Consider the following 16,572-nt stretch of genomic DNA (forward strand, 5'->3'; position numbering starts at 1 on the left):
CCACGCCAGAGAGCCACGGGGGCATAAAGACATCTTGAGAATATTAAAATATGCCGGGTGCCACCCAGGCCTCCAAAGACCGGCAGGCTGTCGTAAGTGCGATCAATTGGGCCACACCAGGAGTGGGGTGGTTGGTTCATCGTTGAGTTCCGGATTGGTGCGGCGGAAATCGCGCTCGGTGTCTTCGCTAAAATTTGGATCGTTGGCATACCCCCCACCCACGCGGCTGGCGTAACTAATCATCCCGGTATTCTTGCCGAATGCTATACGGGCATCCTTAGTGATACGGTAGTAATTAACCATGAGCTGGGAGTCGGTAATTGCCTCTCCACTTGTCTAACCATTTTTTTGCAGTCGATCCGGGATAGGCGAAGTGGCAACTATCGTGCTTGTAACCGAAGAATTGTTCGGCGCAGTTCAGGGATTTGGGCAGCCCACGCATTGCGGGCAAGCACGAGGCGGTTGGCAGTGATCGAACCCTTAGGAGTCTTTAGGACTGCTGGAGCCGAGCGATCGAGGCTGTCCATCGAGGTGTTCTCGAAAATTTTAATGCCCTTTTCAAGCGCTACCCGGCGCAGACCGCGAACCAGTCTATCGGGTTGTACTGTGGCATTGCTGACTTCAAGTACGCCTTCAAGGGACTCAACGGTCACATGACTGAATGGCATTATTACAAAGTCATGGCCGATGCAGGAGAGGTGCTCCTCAGGAAGGTAGGCTTCACAGAAGAGTATCGACTGAGGCTATAGCTTTTTCAAGGTCCAGGGTCGGCAGCGAAATCTAAAAGAATGCACAGTTGGCACCTCTTGAGGTGTATACGGAAATCATCGGGTACGATGATGTACGATTGCACCCGTACACGTATGTCGTGGATGTAAGGAGATATCACAGTGGCGACCGGGGAACATATGATGCTCCACGTTGACACCAAGCTGCGGAAGGCAAGCCCTATGGAGCCATATATGCTAAATGCGATTGTTGAAGCGTCCAAGACGCTGACGCCCGCACTACAACCGAAAGGGCTCGGATTGCCATTTGAAATATTGGTGCCGCCTAGCGTCTCTCAGGGGAATTCGGCCTGCTGATCGGTCCTCCCTGCTCACCTACACACGATTGCCTAGGGCTGCGATTCTGCGGCTATGTCCATTGAACGCAACGCAATCCAAAACTCGACCACGCCTTCCGTGTCGTCCAACGATCGCCCGGTGATTTCCTCAATCCGGTGCACACGATAAATCAACGTCTGCTTGTGAACATTGAGAATCTGCGAGGACTTTTGCCACGAGCGATTCTGCTCCAGGAACACCCGCAAGGTATGGATGAGCTGACTTCCGTTTTGAACATCGTAGTCAACTAGACTGCCAATGACCCGACGATACATTCTGTTGGCTTGCTCGAGATCACCGGGCAGCCAGAACGCTTCGTCCAAGGCACTGCCGTATTCAACGATTTGCCGTGTCGGTGTCGAATGGGCAAGCGCTAGACGGGCCTCCCGTAGCGCCTCTTGCACCCTGAGCCCCGTTCCCAGCACAGCGCTTACTCCCATGCAACATCCCAAAGCCGCTTGTAGTGGTTGGCACGCGGCAGGATTTGTCAGCAAGATCACGAGCTCATCACCGGACTGCCGGACTAGCAACTTCAAGCTCTGCCTACTCAGCTCCAGCTGCCAGTTGTTTGGTGCCTCATGCTCTAATCGGGCAAGAACAAGATGGGCGGTTCCAGGTGGACAATCCAATTGCTCCAGCCGCTCGGATGCAGCTCGCTCGGTAAGCCTATTGTTCAGAAGATCATCCACGAGCTCAGAACCCAATCGAAGCATCCGCTCGTGCTCGCTCTGAAGGCGCTCCAGTTCGATCGCCAGAACTGAGGCAATGTGGTGGAGGATGCCGTAATCAAGCAGCTGACCACCCGTCGCAAGGATGGCGCACTGTGGCAGAGCTGGTAGCGCCATAACCAATGCTTCGCTTTCACCGGTATTACAGCGTGTTAGATCGTAGGTGAGTCGTACACGGGAGCTGAGAACTTCGCGCCATTGCTCAGGCAGCGGCGCAAGTCCCTCTTCCCAAGGCCCTAAGGTGTGAGTGTCAAACAGGTACAGGTCTGCCATGACATCGGCTGAGAGCCTTAGCAAAAGACCATCCAGGCCGAGATGCCGTAGCCCGATCCTTGCGCTCTCATAAAGCCGTACAACAGCTCTTCGGCGCTGATCTTCGTTCTGTTGCCTTGCATCCAGAATGGCTTTCGTGACCGCAGAAAATGGCACGGAGTAATGAGTGATCAGTACTGGAAAACCTAACAGCGATGCTTGGTCACGCAGGCCCGAGATGTCTTCCGGGGCTTGCATGTTCTCACCGATCATCATGCCTGCCACTTTGGCTTCGGAGAGTCTAGTGACGTATGCACGTTGCTGCTCGGCATCAGGAGGTATACCAATGCCTGTGGTCATCAGCAGGTCACCCTCCCCGAACCACTCGCTTGGGTCAGACAGTTCGCATACGTGGGCCCATCGCAAGGTTCGCAGCGCACCTTCCGCGCCGGTCAGTAAGCGAGTGCGCAGCGATACGTTGTCGATGATGTCCTGGATACTGAAAGGCATAGTAATGGGCTGCCAAGCTGAGCCTGCAGAAACGCCCAGCGGCGTAGATGACTTGTAGCCACCAACGCCGTTAGGTTCCGCCCCCACCCTATCAGTGACGCCCTGCGAACGTCGAGCCAGAAAAGTGCTTGGGGAATTCAATTATGTCGCCATGCTCAGCGACGCAGATTGTTGCAGGGATCGACCTTTGGTTTCCGGAGCCCAGGCCAAGCAAACGAAGAAGGCAAGCAGGGTTACACCGGCACCGATCATCAAAGTCGCTTGCAGACCGATCGACTCGATACTGATTGGAGTCAGGTAGGTACCGGCTGCAGCTCCTATGCGACTGATACCCACCGCTACGCCGACAGCTGTAGCGCGAACGGAGGTGGGAAACAGTTCGTTGGGGTAGATCCACTCCAGGATGCTTGGCCCACCCGATACGAAGGCGTAGAACGCGAAGGCGCCGATGATGAACCAGGGCGGGGCATCCGCCCAAAGACCTAGGACGAACAACGGGATCGCCATCAACGCGAACGGCACCAATACCATGGGACGACGACCCCATGTTTCCACGAGCTTCAGCGCTGGAATCACCCCGACTGCGAACAGTGTGGCGATCAACAGTTCGCCCAACGTCGACGCGTTTGTGCCTTTGATGCCGGCGGATATCAGGATCATTCCACCAAAGGTGTATAGCACGTACTGAGGGGTAATCTGAGCAAAATAAAGCACGCCACACATGATGGTGCGTTTGAGGTAGCCACCCGAAGAAATCATTTTCAGATCTGCGAGCATGGAGCGTGGTCGCCCTCCATCATTGAGCTGATCAATATCATATTGAGTGATCTTTACGGACTTGCCGTAGACCTTGCGAATGACCTCTTCCGCTTCATGCACACGACCCTTGCTGGCCAGCCAGCGTGGTGATTCGGGAATACCACGACGCATAATCACGACTATCAAGCCGACCACAGCACCGCTGAACAACATCCAGCGCCACAACGAGTGGTCGCCACTAAAGTTGACCACTAGGTAGCCCACCACGAACGCCGTCATCGCACCTACTGACCAAGCTAGGCCAGACAATCCGATCATGAAGCCGCGACGCTTCGAGGGTGTGAACTCAGTAAGCAACGAGGTCGCGATGGGATAGTCCGCACCGACCGCCAAGCCTATGACGAATCGCAACAAGATCAACTGCCAAGCATCAGTCACAAAAGCGCTCAGACCGCACGCGATGATGAGTACAGTCAAATCCAGCGCATACATGGTCTCGCGACCGATCCGGTCTGTGACCGCACCGAACACCGTCGCGCCAAAGAAGATACCCAGCAATGAAGCTGCACCAATGAGTCCGGTTTCAACAGGCGTAGCTGGAATGTCATTGGCAAAACCGATTAGGGCGATGCCGATCAGGCTGAGGATGTAGCCGTCCAAGAATGGGCCACCGCAGCAGGCAAGAAGTAATTTGCGGTGAAACTTTGAGACAGGAGAATTTTCGATTATATCGAATACACTCATATAAAGACCTTTCTTATTAAACTTATGGAGGTGTCAAAGGCAGTCAGCCAACGATGAAGTAGTGCTTGGTGACCGTTTCCTCGATCTCCCAAACACCGGTTGTATTTGGCGCGAAGTACACGGCGTCCCCGGCCTGGAAGTGGATGGCCTGACCATCGTCAGGCGTGAAAATTCCTTTGCCGCTGATGAAATAGCTGTATTCAGCCTGAAGCACCTGACGCCGCCATGCACCGGGCGAGCATTCCCAGACACCCAGCGAAAAACGCGGGTCTTCAACTACCTCATCAATGGCGAGACGGGATTGGGAAATCAGATCACCGAGAGGCTGAGCAACTGGTGCATGCGCGGAAAATGGAGTATCTGCAGTAAGGCGTTTAACAATTGGGGTCATGCTGTTGGCTCCTGTATGGTCAGGCTTTATCTTCAAGTCCGGCTGGGGCAAGCCCGGCCAGCATGCGGTCAATAATGGAAGGTTGAGCGCCGCTCATTTCTGCGCGCTCTTTGCGGATGACGGCGTTTCGGACGAGGCTGCCACCCAGGTAACGGAATGGCTCCCGAGGAAAGGTTTTGCAGCGGCGGTTAACCAGTGGGCAAGTACTCCATTCATCCTTGATCCCGAGTGCAAGGCTTGCGAGGATGCGCCCACCGAGTCGACTGGGCCCGACTCCATTACCGCTCCAGCCAATGCCGTAATGGATGTTCTGGGTGCCGGCTAGAGTGCCGAACAACGGCAGGCTGTCGTAAGTACGATCGATTGGCCCTGACCAACCATTCGTAAGCTGAGTCGAAGCCAAGCCTGGATAGGTACGGCGGAAGTCAGCCTCGGTCAGCTCGATGCTGTCCTGGTGCTGGCTGAACGTGTCATCAATTCGCGAACCATAAGCTAAGGCACCTGTGCCCTTGCCAAATGCGATGCGACCATCACGAGTAGTGCGGTAGTAGTCGACCATCAACTGCGAGTCGGTGATCGATTGCTGCCCCGTCCAACCCATCTTTTCCAGCTTCGAAGGAATGGGTTCGGTAACCACGATCGAGCTGTTCACCGGTACGATCAGCTTTGCCAACTCGGGAATGGCCGCCGCCCAGGCATTGGTGGCCAGCACAACGTTATCCGCGCTGACAGAGCCCGAGTTGGAGGTCAGGCGCACCGTTCTGCCTGGTTCTATGCAAATGACCGGCGTCTGTTCGTAGATGCGGATCCCGGCTTCCATTGCAACTTGCCGCATGCCACGAACTAGCGCACCCGGCTGCACCGTGGCGTTGCTGCGCTCATAAACCCCGGCAAGGTGCACATCGGAGCCAGTCATTTTGGCAACAGCACCCGCCGACAACCGCTCGAAGGGCTCGACACCAAGGCGAGCGCAGGTCTCAAGCGTCCCATTCCAGCTATCAATATGAGCCGGCGTCGTCGCCGTCCAGAGCCAGCCTTTACGTGTGTAGTGCGCATCGATCTGATGCTTTTCGCAAAACTCGCCTAACTCAGTGATGGCGTGCTCGGCGGCGTTTGCCAGGAAGAGCGCCTGTTCCTTGGAACAGAAGTTCAGCAGCGAGCCAATCTTAGGCCACCAGGACATTACGAAGCCGCCATTACGACCGGACGCCCCGCCACCGCAAATATCCTGCTCCAATACAACGACATCGATGTTGGGTTCGCGCTCTTTGAGCGTGAGAGCCGTCCACAGACCAACGAAACCGCCACCGACGATTGCAATGTCGGCAGAGTATTCGCCATTAAGGGGGGATGATGGTTGGAGATCTTCCTCCAGACTCTGTAGCCAGTAGCTACGTGTCAGAGGGCGAGAAGACGCCAGGCGCATGGGAGAACTCCACTGTGTTGTTTTGCACAGTTTCCCCTCGTCTACAACGGCCTCACCATTGAGCGTTATTAGGAAGATGATACGAGGCCTTCATAACATCAGACGAAACAGAATCTGGAGCACCAACAAGGCCAATGCGCAATAACCCCAGGCCAAATCGCAGTCGATTTTGTAGGTTCCTATGCGCGCCTTGATGATATCGACAGCCTCGTTGCCCATTTCCCAAAAAAGGCGAGCCTCATCCTCGGTCAATTTTTCACCTAGTGATTCAGCGCTTGTGGAGAACCCACCCAGAATCTGCCCCCCGTTACGCCCGCTAGCGCCCCACCCAATGCGAGCCGCCTCAAGCAGTATCACCCTATAGCCTCTTTCAGCCAAATGGAGAGCTGTAGAGACGCCGGAACACCCACCACCAATAACGCAAACATCTGCGCGCTCTTGCCCCATAAGTTCAGGGTACGTGACGTGTCCGCCCAGTGTGGCTGCATAATAGGTGGAGGTATGTTCATCATTTTCAACTGGTGCCTTGAGCAACATGACGGCATTCCTGTTTTGATCATTAGCAGATAGCAAGGCGGGGCATTTCACCTGCTAACGCAGCAGATATAAGCACCTTTAAAATGCTTCTTGGATGCAGCTACGCACTTCCTGCCCAGGCCGTGCGCAGCAGCATCATTAGAAATTAGATACGAATACGCTCACTTTTTGGATCATAGAGCGGAGCAAGTGATGCAACAGCCTCGACCCGCTTATCATTGATTTCGATTTCAAAGTGACAGTTACGAAGCTGCTCACCCGTAATACCGACCTCCAACTCGATTACGCCGAGCCCGACGGAAGCGCCTAAGGTATGACCGAAAGCACCTGACCGCATGTAACCCACATAATTACCATTGCAAAGGATGGGTTCTTGCCCATGAAAAAGCGGTTCAGGGTCTTTGAGCAGGAATTGCACGAGACGCTTTTTCAGAGGACCTTCCTCGCGTTGTTTTACTAGTACATCACGACCAATGAATTCGTCCTTGTTGAAGTCAACAACAAAGCTGAGCCCCACCTCCAGCGGGGTGTCGGTGTTGTCGATATCTACTCCGAAATCGCGATAACCCTTTTCCAAGCGGAGGCTTTCCAAGGCCATGAGACCAGCATGTACTAGCGGCGTACCTTGAGCCTCCACGCCATTGAGCAATGTGTCATAAGCGCAGTGGCTATATTCGGTCGGAATGTAAAGCTCATACCCCAACTCTCCCATGTACGTAACCCGGACCAGCAGAATGCGGGCATAACCGAGTTCAACCTCACAACTTGCCCTGAAAGGCAATGTCTCAGTCGATAGATCTGCCCCGGTCACTTTTTGCAGTACGTCACGAGACTTTGGACCCTGCAAGCTGAGTAACGTATAAGCAGAGGTCACGTCCGTAACCGTACAGATCTCTCCATTGGACGTGTGCTTCCGTAACCAGGAGAGAGTAATGCGCTGTAGCACATCGCCGGTAACTAGCATGTATTCCTGTTCGGAAAGTCTTGTAATCGTCAGATCAGAAACGATGCCGCCTTGGGAGTTCAACCATTGAGTGTAGATGTTTCGACCCACCGGAATCGAAACAGAGTTTGCACTGACACGATTAAGAACCTTTTCTGCGTCCGGTCCTTGAACGATGAATTTCCCCATGAACGATTTATCGAACAGTGCCACTGCATCGCGAGTGGCACGGTGTTCAGCTTCAGAATATTTGAACCACTTCTGCCGTCCAAAGCGATACTCAACTTCCGGCATTTCGCCGTCCTGGCTGAACCAATACGGCATTTCCCAACCACTCAGTGTTACAAAGTAAGCACCTCTAGCAGCGTAACGGTCGTGCAATGCCAAGCGGCGCACGCCCCTCGCACTCTTATGCTTGTAATTGGGCAATGAAGCGTGGCTGAACGTATAGCCAAGGGCGCTAGGAATGCGATCAGCAAGGAATGAACGCGTCGATTCATGTCGAGGCGTACGCGCGAGGGTGACGCCGGTCATGTCCTGAGAGGCGTTACCGAACACTATTTGCTCGGCCACCAAACGCCCCATGCCACCCGCAGATAGAATACCAAGTGAATTCAATCCACTTGCAACGTAGAGACCATCAACCTCAGGAGCCTCGCCCATCAGGAAGGACCCGTCGGGAGTAAAGCTTTCTGGCCCACAGAAGAATGTCCGAATTCCGGCGTCATTCATAACGGGGAATCGTTCGAACGCTTTTTCCAAGAACGGAGTCATCCGGTCCCAATCAGGCTGAAGGTGCAGAAAACTTGCATTGTCTGCGATCCCTTGCGGAGACCATACAGCTCCTTGCGGTTCGAAGAGGCCAAACAGCAACCCTCCGTTCTCCTCTCGAACATATGAATACGTATCAGGATCTTCCACCACAGGAAGATTAGGGTGAGCGCCCTCAATGTCCTCGGTAAGGAGGTAGTAGTGCTCTGCGGCTTGTAACGGGACAGAGACGCCGAGCTTCGCTCCAAGCTGACGTGACCACATGCCGGCAGCCAAAATTACCACCTCGGACGTAATGTCACCCAGATTGGTTTTTACCCCTGTCACGCGTTGGTTCGTCACGATGACGTCTTGAACCTGGACGTCCTCGAAAATGCGCACCCCATGCATCCGAGCCCCCTTAGCCAAAGACATCGTCACGTCAACAGGGTTGGCGCGGCCATCTGAAGGGGTGTAGCTGCCAGAGACAAGTCCAGCCGTTTCGATCAGTGGAAACAGCTCTTTGATCTCATCTGGACCCAGCTCGAATTTATCAAGACCCTGGGAGCGCGCGAAATTAATCTCACGGCGCTGGACCTCTCTACGAGTTGCATTAGTAGCGATGTGCAGGTGACCAATACGCTTGAAGCCTGTAGACAATCCCGTCTCAGCCTCAAGGTTCTCGTAAAGCTTGCGTGTGTACTGCTGCGACCAGAGCAACGTTTCGCATGACATACCGGCAGAGGCGATTAGCCCTGCCGCATGCCATGTGGTCCCGGAGGTCAGTTGATCCCGCTCTAGAAGAACGATGTCGGTCCAGCCTAGCTTGGCAAGGTGGTAGGCAATGCTGGTACCCATGGCGCCGCCGCCGATGATGACTGCACGGGCATGGGGAGGAAGAGAACGAGACATGTTGGGCACCTGTGAACAAAAAACCATGTGTGTTCATGAACATTAACCAAATAATGTTCACATGACAACGTTGATTGTTTGCTCACTCAGGCCATAATCATCCGATGCACCGATGGCACTTCCGATGCGCTAGTCATGGCCCTGCCGTCTTTGGACAATTGCTCGATACTCGCAACTGGAGGAGACCTGATCGATTACGGATTACTGCATCACCTTGTCGCCGTACTAGGGATCGAACTCGAACGCTTGCAGGTGGAGCATGAGCGTGTGCTCAGAGTCGGCTCAGAATTGATCGATGAGCTGCTACAAGAACGCTTGACCGAGCGCTTTGCACAAGAGCGATTGGAACAGCTGAATTTCCCCCTTGATCAAGCGTGTCTTGTACTGGCGCGCCCTAAGACCGAGCTGGCGGCTCAATGGCCGTTACAGCTGCGCAGGGAAGGACTTGAGGTACTAATACGCAAGCAAGGGGGAGAGTTGATCTTGCTGCTGAAGGATCGCGCCGATGCACAGCTCTTGCAGCACCAGCTGCAATGCCCCCTAGGAGTGAGTAATGCTCTACTGAGAGGCCTGCGTACCGTAGAGGCACTGCGCGAGGCGCGATTGGCACTTGCGCACGGACCCAAGAGCGGCCGCTGGTTTTCTATGCCGAGGCGCAAGATGAGCAGTCATGGCTGCCTAGCACGCTGGATGAGGCGCGCAGGCTACACCGACGCGTGCTTGGCGCACTCGCTGACTACGACCTTCAACAAGGCGGACAGCTCCAGCACACGTTACGGGTTTTCTTGGAGCAGAATCGGGCTTGGCAAAAGTCTGCCCAGCGCCTGAATGTGCACAAACAGACGCTGGTATATCGGATTCGACGTATTGAGGAGATTACAGGTCGGTCTCTGGACCTGACAGAAGATGTCGCAATCCTACGGATTGCATTCTGCTCCGCCGAAATTGCGGGAATTTCTGGAGTCAGCGAATGATGACAAAACTTTTACGCACGGTTTCAATGATCTCCCAAGTCCCCTCACAGTTCGCAGGGAAAAATACTGCATCGCCGGCACGAAGCTCGATAGGCTCCCCCCATCAGGGGTAAAAATACAATGGCCAGCGATGAAATGGCTGAATTCCTTCGAGAGAATTTTCCGCCGCCAGCGTCCTGGGGAACACTCCCAACCCCCCGCGAGCACGCTGTCCTCTCCCTCGACGGCATGAGTGGAGGTCGCCGCGACCTGCGCGCCAAGCGGCTCAACTACTGGAACGGAAGCCGGTAATTCCATAGTGGCCGGAGCACCAAACAACAAAGGTTGAGGCATCAGGTTCTCCTTATCTTAAAGGTTTTTGTCTTCGAGGCCCGCAGGTGCCAGCCCCGCGAGTTGACGATCAAGCCAAGCTGGGCTGCTGCCTTCAGCTTCTGCCGCTTCTTTGCGTTTAACCGCACTGCGCACCAAAAGCCCGCCTAGGTATCGGAATGGTTCAGGAGGGAAGCATTTAGGATTACGACCCACTAAACCACAGCTACTCCACTCGTCTTTACGGCCCAGCGCGAGACTGGCGAGTATTTTCCCGCCCAAACGGCTCGGCCCCACACCATTACCACTCCAACCGATTCCATAAACGATGTTTGGGGCATTCTTCAAATGACCAAACACTGGAAGGCTGTCGTACGTGCGATCGATCGGCCCACACCAAGTATGGGTGATCGCCAAATCTTTGAGCTGCGGATAAGTGCGTCGGAAATCTTGCTCAGTATCGGCACTCAGCCGCGGGTTATCGTCATAACCAGCGTTAATCCGGCTGCCGTAGCTGATCATCCCCGTCCCTTTACCGAAGGCGATGCGACCATCCAAAGTCGTCCGGTAATAATCCACCATCAACTGCGAATCCGTGATGGTCTCTCCTCCGGTCCAGCCGATGTCCTTGAGGCGCTCAGGGATCGGGGCTGTTGCCACAATCGTACTGGTAACCGGCAATATCGTACTGCTCAGCTCAGGGATCCCAGCGGCCCAGGCGTTATGAGCCAAAACTACGCTTCGTGCAGTCAACGTCCCACCCGGCACGTTTAGAACTGCCGGCGCGGTCCGCTCAAGGCTGATCATTGCAGTGTTCTCGAAAATCTTTACCCCTTTTTCCAACGCAACCCGGCGCAATCCACGCACCAGCCGTGCCGGCTGCACGGTTGCATTGCTGATTTCGAGCACACCTTCCAAGTGCGCAGCTGATCCAGCACGCCTGGCGACTTCGGCATTGGATAATGGGCTAAAGACAGCCTCACCCAGCTTTTGGCACGTTTTTAATACATCGTTCCACGCACCGCGTTGGGCGTCAGTGGTCGCTGTCCACAGCCAGCCTGCACGACGAAAGTGGGCATCGATGCCGTGGGCCTGGCAAAAATGTTCGATCTCACCAATGGCGGCAACCGAAGCTCTAGCTAAGCGTACGGCTTCCTCTTTTCCACACTGCGCAGAAAGAGAGCTAATTTTTGGCCACCACGACATGACAAAGCCGCCATTTCGCCCTGAGGCACCACCGCCGCAAATATCACGTTCAATAATTGCGATTTGGCAACCAGGCTCCTGCTCTAGCAGCTTCAACGCAGTCCACAGCCCCACGAAACCACCCCCGACGATGGCTACATCGACAGAGAGATTGCCCTTCAATGAGGGTAGAGGCGTCAGCTCGGAACCGATTTCCTCCAACCACAAGGATCGTTTCATTGTTGTAATCCATGCTTGACCTGTAGGTGGTTCACAGTGGCCCTTCCCCACGCCGGCAACAATCGTCTGTTTGGAGCAAACTGATGAGCGAGCCTCATACAAAAATATGAGGCTCGTCACGAGCTACATTGGGATCACCGGCAACCCTTGGCTGGCCTCGACGAGGCTCGTTGGCCCTCTCTTAAAAGCGGGGCCAATGGCACCCCAGAGATGAAAAACGGCGTACTCCCCCGAGGCTAGAGGCGATCAACCTCCGTAAATGATCATCTCCACCATGAGATCTTAGGATTTTACTAAGGCATTCAGTAGCCAGGCACCTTGTGTCCAACCAGAGACCCGGCATAATTGCGCTACGTTTCTCTCAGAACCAGGGACAGCCCTGCATGACCACGCCTGACACAGCTTATTTGGCTAAGATAATCCGTGATTTACGCACCCGCAAGAATGTCACGGTCCGTCAGTTAGCGAGTAAGATTGACCGCTCAATCGGATTTATTTCCCAAATCGAGCGCGGACTTTCGCAACCCAGCGTGGAGGATCTCGACGCTATCAGCCGGGCCTTGAACGTTCCTTACAAATACTTCATGGACCCTGTCGCCTCACCTCAGCAACAGTGGATAACTCATCCTGACGAGCGACGGACGCTGACGTATGCACGAGGCGTAACCGATCAGGTGATATCTCCATCAATGTCCAACCAGCTGATCATGCTCGAGACCACACTGGATCCGGGATCGGATTTCGGCGACCGCAATATCATTGACAGTTCAGAACAGGGCGGCTATGTACTGGAAGGTGAGTTGACCCTTTGGGTCAATGAGGAAGAGATACGTATCGGCTCAGGGGACGGATTTCAGATTCCGGCTGGAATACCTTGTCGCTGCGCTAATAAAAGTGAGGTCGTTACACGAGTGCTTTGGGTTTATAACTGAGCACCAGATGACTGAGCCTCATGTTTTTGGGGCTCCAGTGCTGATCACATGTTGATAAATGGGCTACAGGAGCCCTCCGGAAGCCTCTTTTATCTCAAGATAATCATGGAGGCCCCAGTCAGGGGTTTTCTTCTGCTCCCAGACTGCTCGTATCCTCCAAACGGGGCCTAAAGACTCCAATCCGGATAGTTCATATATCCCCATGTCACGGACCTGGCTCAATCTATTTTGGCGTAAATCGGCAATGCACATGCGGCGCTCAGGTCTGCCTTATGTCTATGCACTGCGCCTCCCTTATTTTGAAGTCTTCACTGCATTCGGATTGATCATTACTACCAGAAAAACACCTGTACTTCAGCCGCTCCCTACCTACCTGAAAACTACGACATTCAAGGTCGGCTTGATAAGCTGCCCATCTTGAGTGGTTAATGGACAAGGGCTGATCGCGACCGCAGTGGCAAGAAGATCATCAATTGGAGTCTGGAACAGATCATCCCGAGGAAGTACTTCCAGAACCTTGATGAGTTCTTTGCTCAGGTGGCTGCGTGGAATGAATCCGGAGCCCTTGGCGATCTGAGTGACCTTGTTCCGGATAAGCGGAATATCACGAACACTTTCGTTGTAGGTCCGGCTTGCAAAAATGCCTACAAAACGGCATTCCTTCAGCACCTTACCTTTTGGAGTCGCAATCCGAATGGAAACCAAATCTGGATAAGCAGGTCTGTGCACCCGGCTCAAACTGTCTTCCTTGGCAAACGAAAGCAGCAGCGGCTCGCGCAGATAAGCTGCTACAAAAGGCTCAACCACTGCTTCGTCGAGTCCTAAACGGAGGCGCTTTGAAAGCCCCAGCAGCGATGATTGATCGTAAACCACGCGAGCACCTTCGTGATTTTCGGCCAATTTAAACTCTTCGTATCCGAGGAAGGTAAAACGATCCTCGAGCATCCAATCCAGAAACTCGGTTTCTTCGAGCGTCTGCTCTGAAGAGAGCGATTTGCTCTTACGAAGTTGATTCCGCAGATCAATAACCCGTTCACGCATCGCCTGATGGTCCTGAACCACCAGACGCACTTCGGCTAGAACATCTTCAAGCGCGTCCTGGAGAGCGGTCAGCTCGGCCGCAGTCGCACAACGGTCTAACTCGATGAACATCAGAGACTCACGACCGACTGCCTCTACCTGCTCAGCATCAGCAACCAGCTCCTGCAACCTGCTGTGTTCGTCGCGGCGCGTGCTCAGCACGCTGTTCTGCAGCACGTGAATGCTATATCCGCGACGAGTGATCTCTGTACGAACTGAGTCGACCAGGAAAGGACAATCCGCATGAAGAATGAGGGCTACGCTGTGAGTCGACTGCCAACCGTTCTTTTCGTAATCAGGATTGAAGACGACTACTTTAGGGGCGACCACGTGAAAATCCTGGAGCATGTTCCAAGAAAACAGCGTGCAACCGATCAGGTCCGCAAGACGTCGCTGATTCAGTTCCTCAATCGCAATCACGTTGAAAAATTGCTGAGCGAAAAGACTAATCTGCGCACGCATTTCGGGGGTAACCAGATCAGCAATTGCAGCATCGAATCGCGCTTGGGACTCGGACTTTTCAGATGTCTGGGGCAGCGTGAGAGAGAGCATGCCGGAACCTCATGGCTATAGACGTTCGCAAAAAAAGGTCATCAGTAGCCGCGGTTTAAAGCTGACTATGACAACCTCGAGGAAATCAGATCAGGCTTGCAGCCTGAGACGGCTTGAACCTGATCCTGACTAACGCCTGGGGTGAGTTCGACAAGTCGAAGCCCCTGCTCGCAAACGTCCATGACCGCAAGGTCGGTGATGATTCAGGGTAGATTTTGTTCATGTTGTACTACCTGCTTTACGGTGTTGCCTATCACGCTGAATAAAAAAGGGGTGCCGCGGTGACGTGAAACCGAAGCCCCCCATAAACCTTTAGGGCTCGATAAATGGGAGTGGGATGTCCGTATCTCGACGCACGGCAAAAACGTTCAATGTCATCGCAACCAGTGCGTAATAGCCAAATATCCCTACCAGCTCGACCACCGCCGGCTCACCGAATACATCGACTGCCTCGGCGTACAGCTGCTCGCTGACTCTGCGCGTCCGATATAGCTCTTCACCGACTCGATAGACGATGGCCTCGTCTCTGCGCTGGAACGCCGGACTACGTTGCTCACGCACAGCGTCTATCACTTGTTCAGCCAAGCCCGCCTTGCGCGCAATCGGCTCATGAATTTGCCACTCAGCCTGAGACTGCCACCAAGCCGCAGTCACTAGGATGGCCAACTCGCTAAGGCGTAACTCAAGCTTGGTGTGATACCTGCAAAAAGCCCCAAGACGCTGAGCATGGTTTGCCAAGGCCGGGCTATGAATCCAGGCTAGAAACGGCCCATCCAGATTACCGCGGGGCCCCGAAAGGATTTCCTTCAGGACCTCGCGCTGTGCGTCATCCATCTGTGATTCGTTCAAATCGGTGAGGCGAGACTGAATGTTCATAATGTTTTCCTCAGACCTCGGCTAACGTCTTGCGAACCGCTGTAACCAGCTTGCCGGTGAGTTCTTCCAGATGGAGGTCATTCAGAATGAATGGAGGCGCGAGAAGGATGTGGTCACCGCGTAGGCCATCAATGGTCCCGCCCATCGGGTAACACATCAGTCCCTCAGCCATCGCCGCTTTTTTAAGTCGTGCATGGAGCTTAAGAGCTGGATCAAAAGGCTCCTTAGTTGAACGGTCAGTTACGAATTCAATACCCTGAAACAGGCCGCGTCCGCGTATATCACCCACGTTCGGATGGGTGCCAAACACTTCGACTAGACGATCACGCAGACGCTCTCCCAGGTAGTTCACCTGCTGGAGCAGACCTTTGGATTCGATGATCTTCTGTACCGCCAGTGCGGCAGCGCAGGCCGTGGCGTGGCCAATGTATGTATGACCGTGCTGGAAGAAGCCGGAGCCTTGCGCGATTGCATCACGAATTCGCGCACTCACCAGTGTTGCCCCGATAGGCTGGTAGCCGGCACCCAGCCCTTTGGCGATGGTGATCAGGTCGGCGGTGACACCTTCTTGTTCAGCAGCGAAAAGAGTGCCGGTGCGGCCCATGCCGCACATAACTTCATCCAAAATCAGCAGCACACCATGGCGATCGCAGACCTCCCGCACACGTTTGAAGTAGCCTGGTACGGCTGTTACGGCACCCAGCGTCGCACCAACCACAGGCTCAGCAACAAACGCCATAACATTCTCGGCACCCAGCTCCTGAATTTGCGAGTCGAGTTCGGCAGCGAGTCGGACACCCAAAGCTTCCGGAGTTTCTCCTGGGCGCTGCTCGCGATAGGCATAGCATGGAGTTACATGCGTTACATCAATCAGCAACGGCTCGAACTGTTGACGACGCCATTCGTTGCCGCCAGTTGCGAGGGCACCCAACGTGTTGCCGTGATAGCTCTGACGGCGCGCGATTACATGTTTGCGCTGAGGCTGGCCAACTTCAACAAAGTATTGTCGAGCCAGCTTGAGCGCAGCCTCGACAGCTTCCGATCCACCTGAGACGAAGTAGACCGAATCGATACCCTCAGGTGCGCGAGCAACAAGAAAATCGGCGAGCTCTTCCATGACCTCGGTAGTGAAGAAGGATGTGTGCGCGTATGCGACCTTTGCCACCTGCGCGTTGATCGCCTGGGCCACCTCGGGGTCGCTATGCCCTAGACAGGACACCGCCGCACCACCACTGGCATCCAGATAGCGACGCCCTTGAGCATCGATCAGGTAGGGACCATCACCTTTGACGGCAGTTGGATATTGTTGTTTGAGACTGCGGTGAAATACGTGGCTCATGATGTCCTCCGGGTTTGTGCAAATCAT

Annotated in this window: 15 protein-coding genes and 1 pseudogene; 3 read left to right on the forward strand and 13 right to left on the reverse strand. The window is 54.2% G+C overall.

Features of this window, described 5'->3' with window-relative positions; all coding sequences use genetic code 11:
• Positions 1-102 precede the first annotated feature (102 nt).
• The 8 genes from ACEN8Q_RS12430 to ACEN8Q_RS12465 all read right to left on the reverse strand — a co-directional run bounded on the left by ACEN8Q_RS12430 (position 103) and on the right by ACEN8Q_RS12465 (position 9,058).
• A complete protein-coding gene (locus ACEN8Q_RS12430) occupies positions 103-303 on the reverse strand; it encodes a hypothetical protein (protein WP_413423976.1) in 201 nt (66 codons plus the stop codon).
• Positions 304-380: 77 nt separating this feature from the next.
• Entirely contained in the window at positions 381-668 is a 288-nt protein-coding gene (locus ACEN8Q_RS12435) for an FAD-dependent oxidoreductase (RefSeq protein ID WP_261398011.1), read from the reverse strand.
• A 449-nt stretch (positions 669-1,117) separates the two neighbouring features.
• Complete coding sequence (locus ACEN8Q_RS12440; RefSeq protein WP_413423978.1) at positions 1,118-2,737, reverse strand: PucR family transcriptional regulator; 1,620 nt, start codon at positions 2,735-2,737, stop codon at positions 1,118-1,120.
• The gene (locus tag ACEN8Q_RS12445) at positions 2,738-4,015 is read right to left on the reverse strand and encodes an MFS transporter (protein ID WP_413423980.1); all 1,278 of its coding nucleotides are present in this window, start codon (positions 4,013-4,015) and stop codon (positions 2,738-2,740) included.
• Between the two features lie 127 nt (positions 4,016-4,142).
• Positions 4,143-4,490, reverse strand: coding sequence for a cupin domain-containing protein (locus tag ACEN8Q_RS12450; RefSeq protein WP_222585682.1), 348 nt, complete (start codon positions 4,488-4,490; stop codon positions 4,143-4,145).
• A 19-nt stretch (positions 4,491-4,509) separates the two neighbouring features.
• Positions 4,510-5,916 carry an NAD(P)/FAD-dependent oxidoreductase gene (locus ACEN8Q_RS12455; protein ID WP_413705281.1) on the reverse strand — a complete coding sequence of 469 codons (1,407 nt, stop codon included), beginning with the start codon at positions 5,914-5,916 and terminating at the stop codon, positions 4,510-4,512.
• Positions 5,917-6,006: 90 nt separating this feature from the next.
• Entirely contained in the window at positions 6,007-6,453 is a 447-nt protein-coding gene (locus ACEN8Q_RS12460) for an NAD(P)/FAD-dependent oxidoreductase (protein WP_413423986.1), read from the reverse strand.
• Positions 6,454-6,598: 145 nt separating this feature from the next.
• Positions 6,599-9,058 (reverse strand): FAD-dependent oxidoreductase, encoded by a 2,460-nt coding sequence (locus ACEN8Q_RS12465; RefSeq protein ID WP_413423988.1) that lies wholly within the window; start codon positions 9,056-9,058, stop codon positions 6,599-6,601.
• 135 nt (positions 9,059-9,193) lie between these two features.
• On the opposite strand from ACEN8Q_RS12465, the gene ACEN8Q_RS12470 reads away from it, so the two are divergent.
• Positions 9,194-9,886: a hypothetical protein gene (locus ACEN8Q_RS12470; RefSeq protein ID WP_413705534.1), complete on the forward strand. Its 693-nt coding sequence runs from the start codon at positions 9,194-9,196 to the stop codon at positions 9,884-9,886.
• On the forward strand, positions 9,775-10,032 hold the full coding sequence (locus tag ACEN8Q_RS12475) for a PucR family transcriptional regulator (RefSeq protein ID WP_413423990.1): 258 nt from the start codon (positions 9,775-9,777) through the stop codon (positions 10,030-10,032). The genes ACEN8Q_RS12470 and ACEN8Q_RS12475 overlap by 112 nt, the downstream gene beginning before the upstream one ends.
• Here ACEN8Q_RS12475 and ACEN8Q_RS12480 read toward each other — a convergent pair.
• Together ACEN8Q_RS12480 and ACEN8Q_RS12485 are read right to left on the reverse strand one after the other, a co-directional pair.
• Positions 10,022-10,365, reverse strand: a pseudogene (locus ACEN8Q_RS12480) (cupin domain-containing protein). The gene ACEN8Q_RS12475 and the pseudogene ACEN8Q_RS12480 overlap by 11 nt on opposite strands.
• A gap of 15 nt (positions 10,366-10,380) precedes the next feature.
• A complete protein-coding gene (locus ACEN8Q_RS12485) occupies positions 10,381-11,766 on the reverse strand; it encodes an NAD(P)/FAD-dependent oxidoreductase (RefSeq protein WP_413423992.1) in 1,386 nt (461 codons plus the stop codon).
• Positions 11,767-12,149: 383 nt separating this feature from the next.
• Between ACEN8Q_RS12485 and ACEN8Q_RS12490 the strand changes: the two genes are divergently transcribed.
• The gene (locus ACEN8Q_RS12490) at positions 12,150-12,698 is read left to right on the forward strand and encodes a helix-turn-helix domain-containing protein (RefSeq protein WP_222585678.1); all 549 of its coding nucleotides are present in this window, start codon (positions 12,150-12,152) and stop codon (positions 12,696-12,698) included.
• A gap of 369 nt (positions 12,699-13,067) precedes the next feature.
• Here the strand turns inward: ACEN8Q_RS12490 and ACEN8Q_RS12495 are convergent, their stop codons facing one another.
• From ACEN8Q_RS12495 to ACEN8Q_RS12505, 3 genes are all read right to left on the reverse strand, one after another.
• Complete coding sequence (locus ACEN8Q_RS12495; RefSeq protein ID WP_222585677.1) at positions 13,068-14,330, reverse strand: NAD-glutamate dehydrogenase domain-containing protein; 1,263 nt, start codon at positions 14,328-14,330, stop codon at positions 13,068-13,070.
• 312 nt (positions 14,331-14,642) lie between these two features.
• Complete coding sequence (locus ACEN8Q_RS12500; protein ID WP_222585676.1) at positions 14,643-15,206, reverse strand: carboxymuconolactone decarboxylase family protein; 564 nt, start codon at positions 15,204-15,206, stop codon at positions 14,643-14,645.
• A 10-nt stretch (positions 15,207-15,216) separates the two neighbouring features.
• On the reverse strand, positions 15,217-16,545 hold the full coding sequence (locus tag ACEN8Q_RS12505) for an aspartate aminotransferase family protein (RefSeq protein ID WP_222585675.1): 1,329 nt from the start codon (positions 16,543-16,545) through the stop codon (positions 15,217-15,219).
• Between the last annotated feature and the right edge of the window lie 27 nt (positions 16,546-16,572).

The sequence above is a fragment of the Pseudomonas sp. Pseusp16 genome (genome assembly GCF_047324915.1).
Lineage (GTDB): Bacteria > Pseudomonadota > Gammaproteobacteria > Pseudomonadales > Pseudomonadaceae > Aquipseudomonas > Aquipseudomonas fluorescens_CD.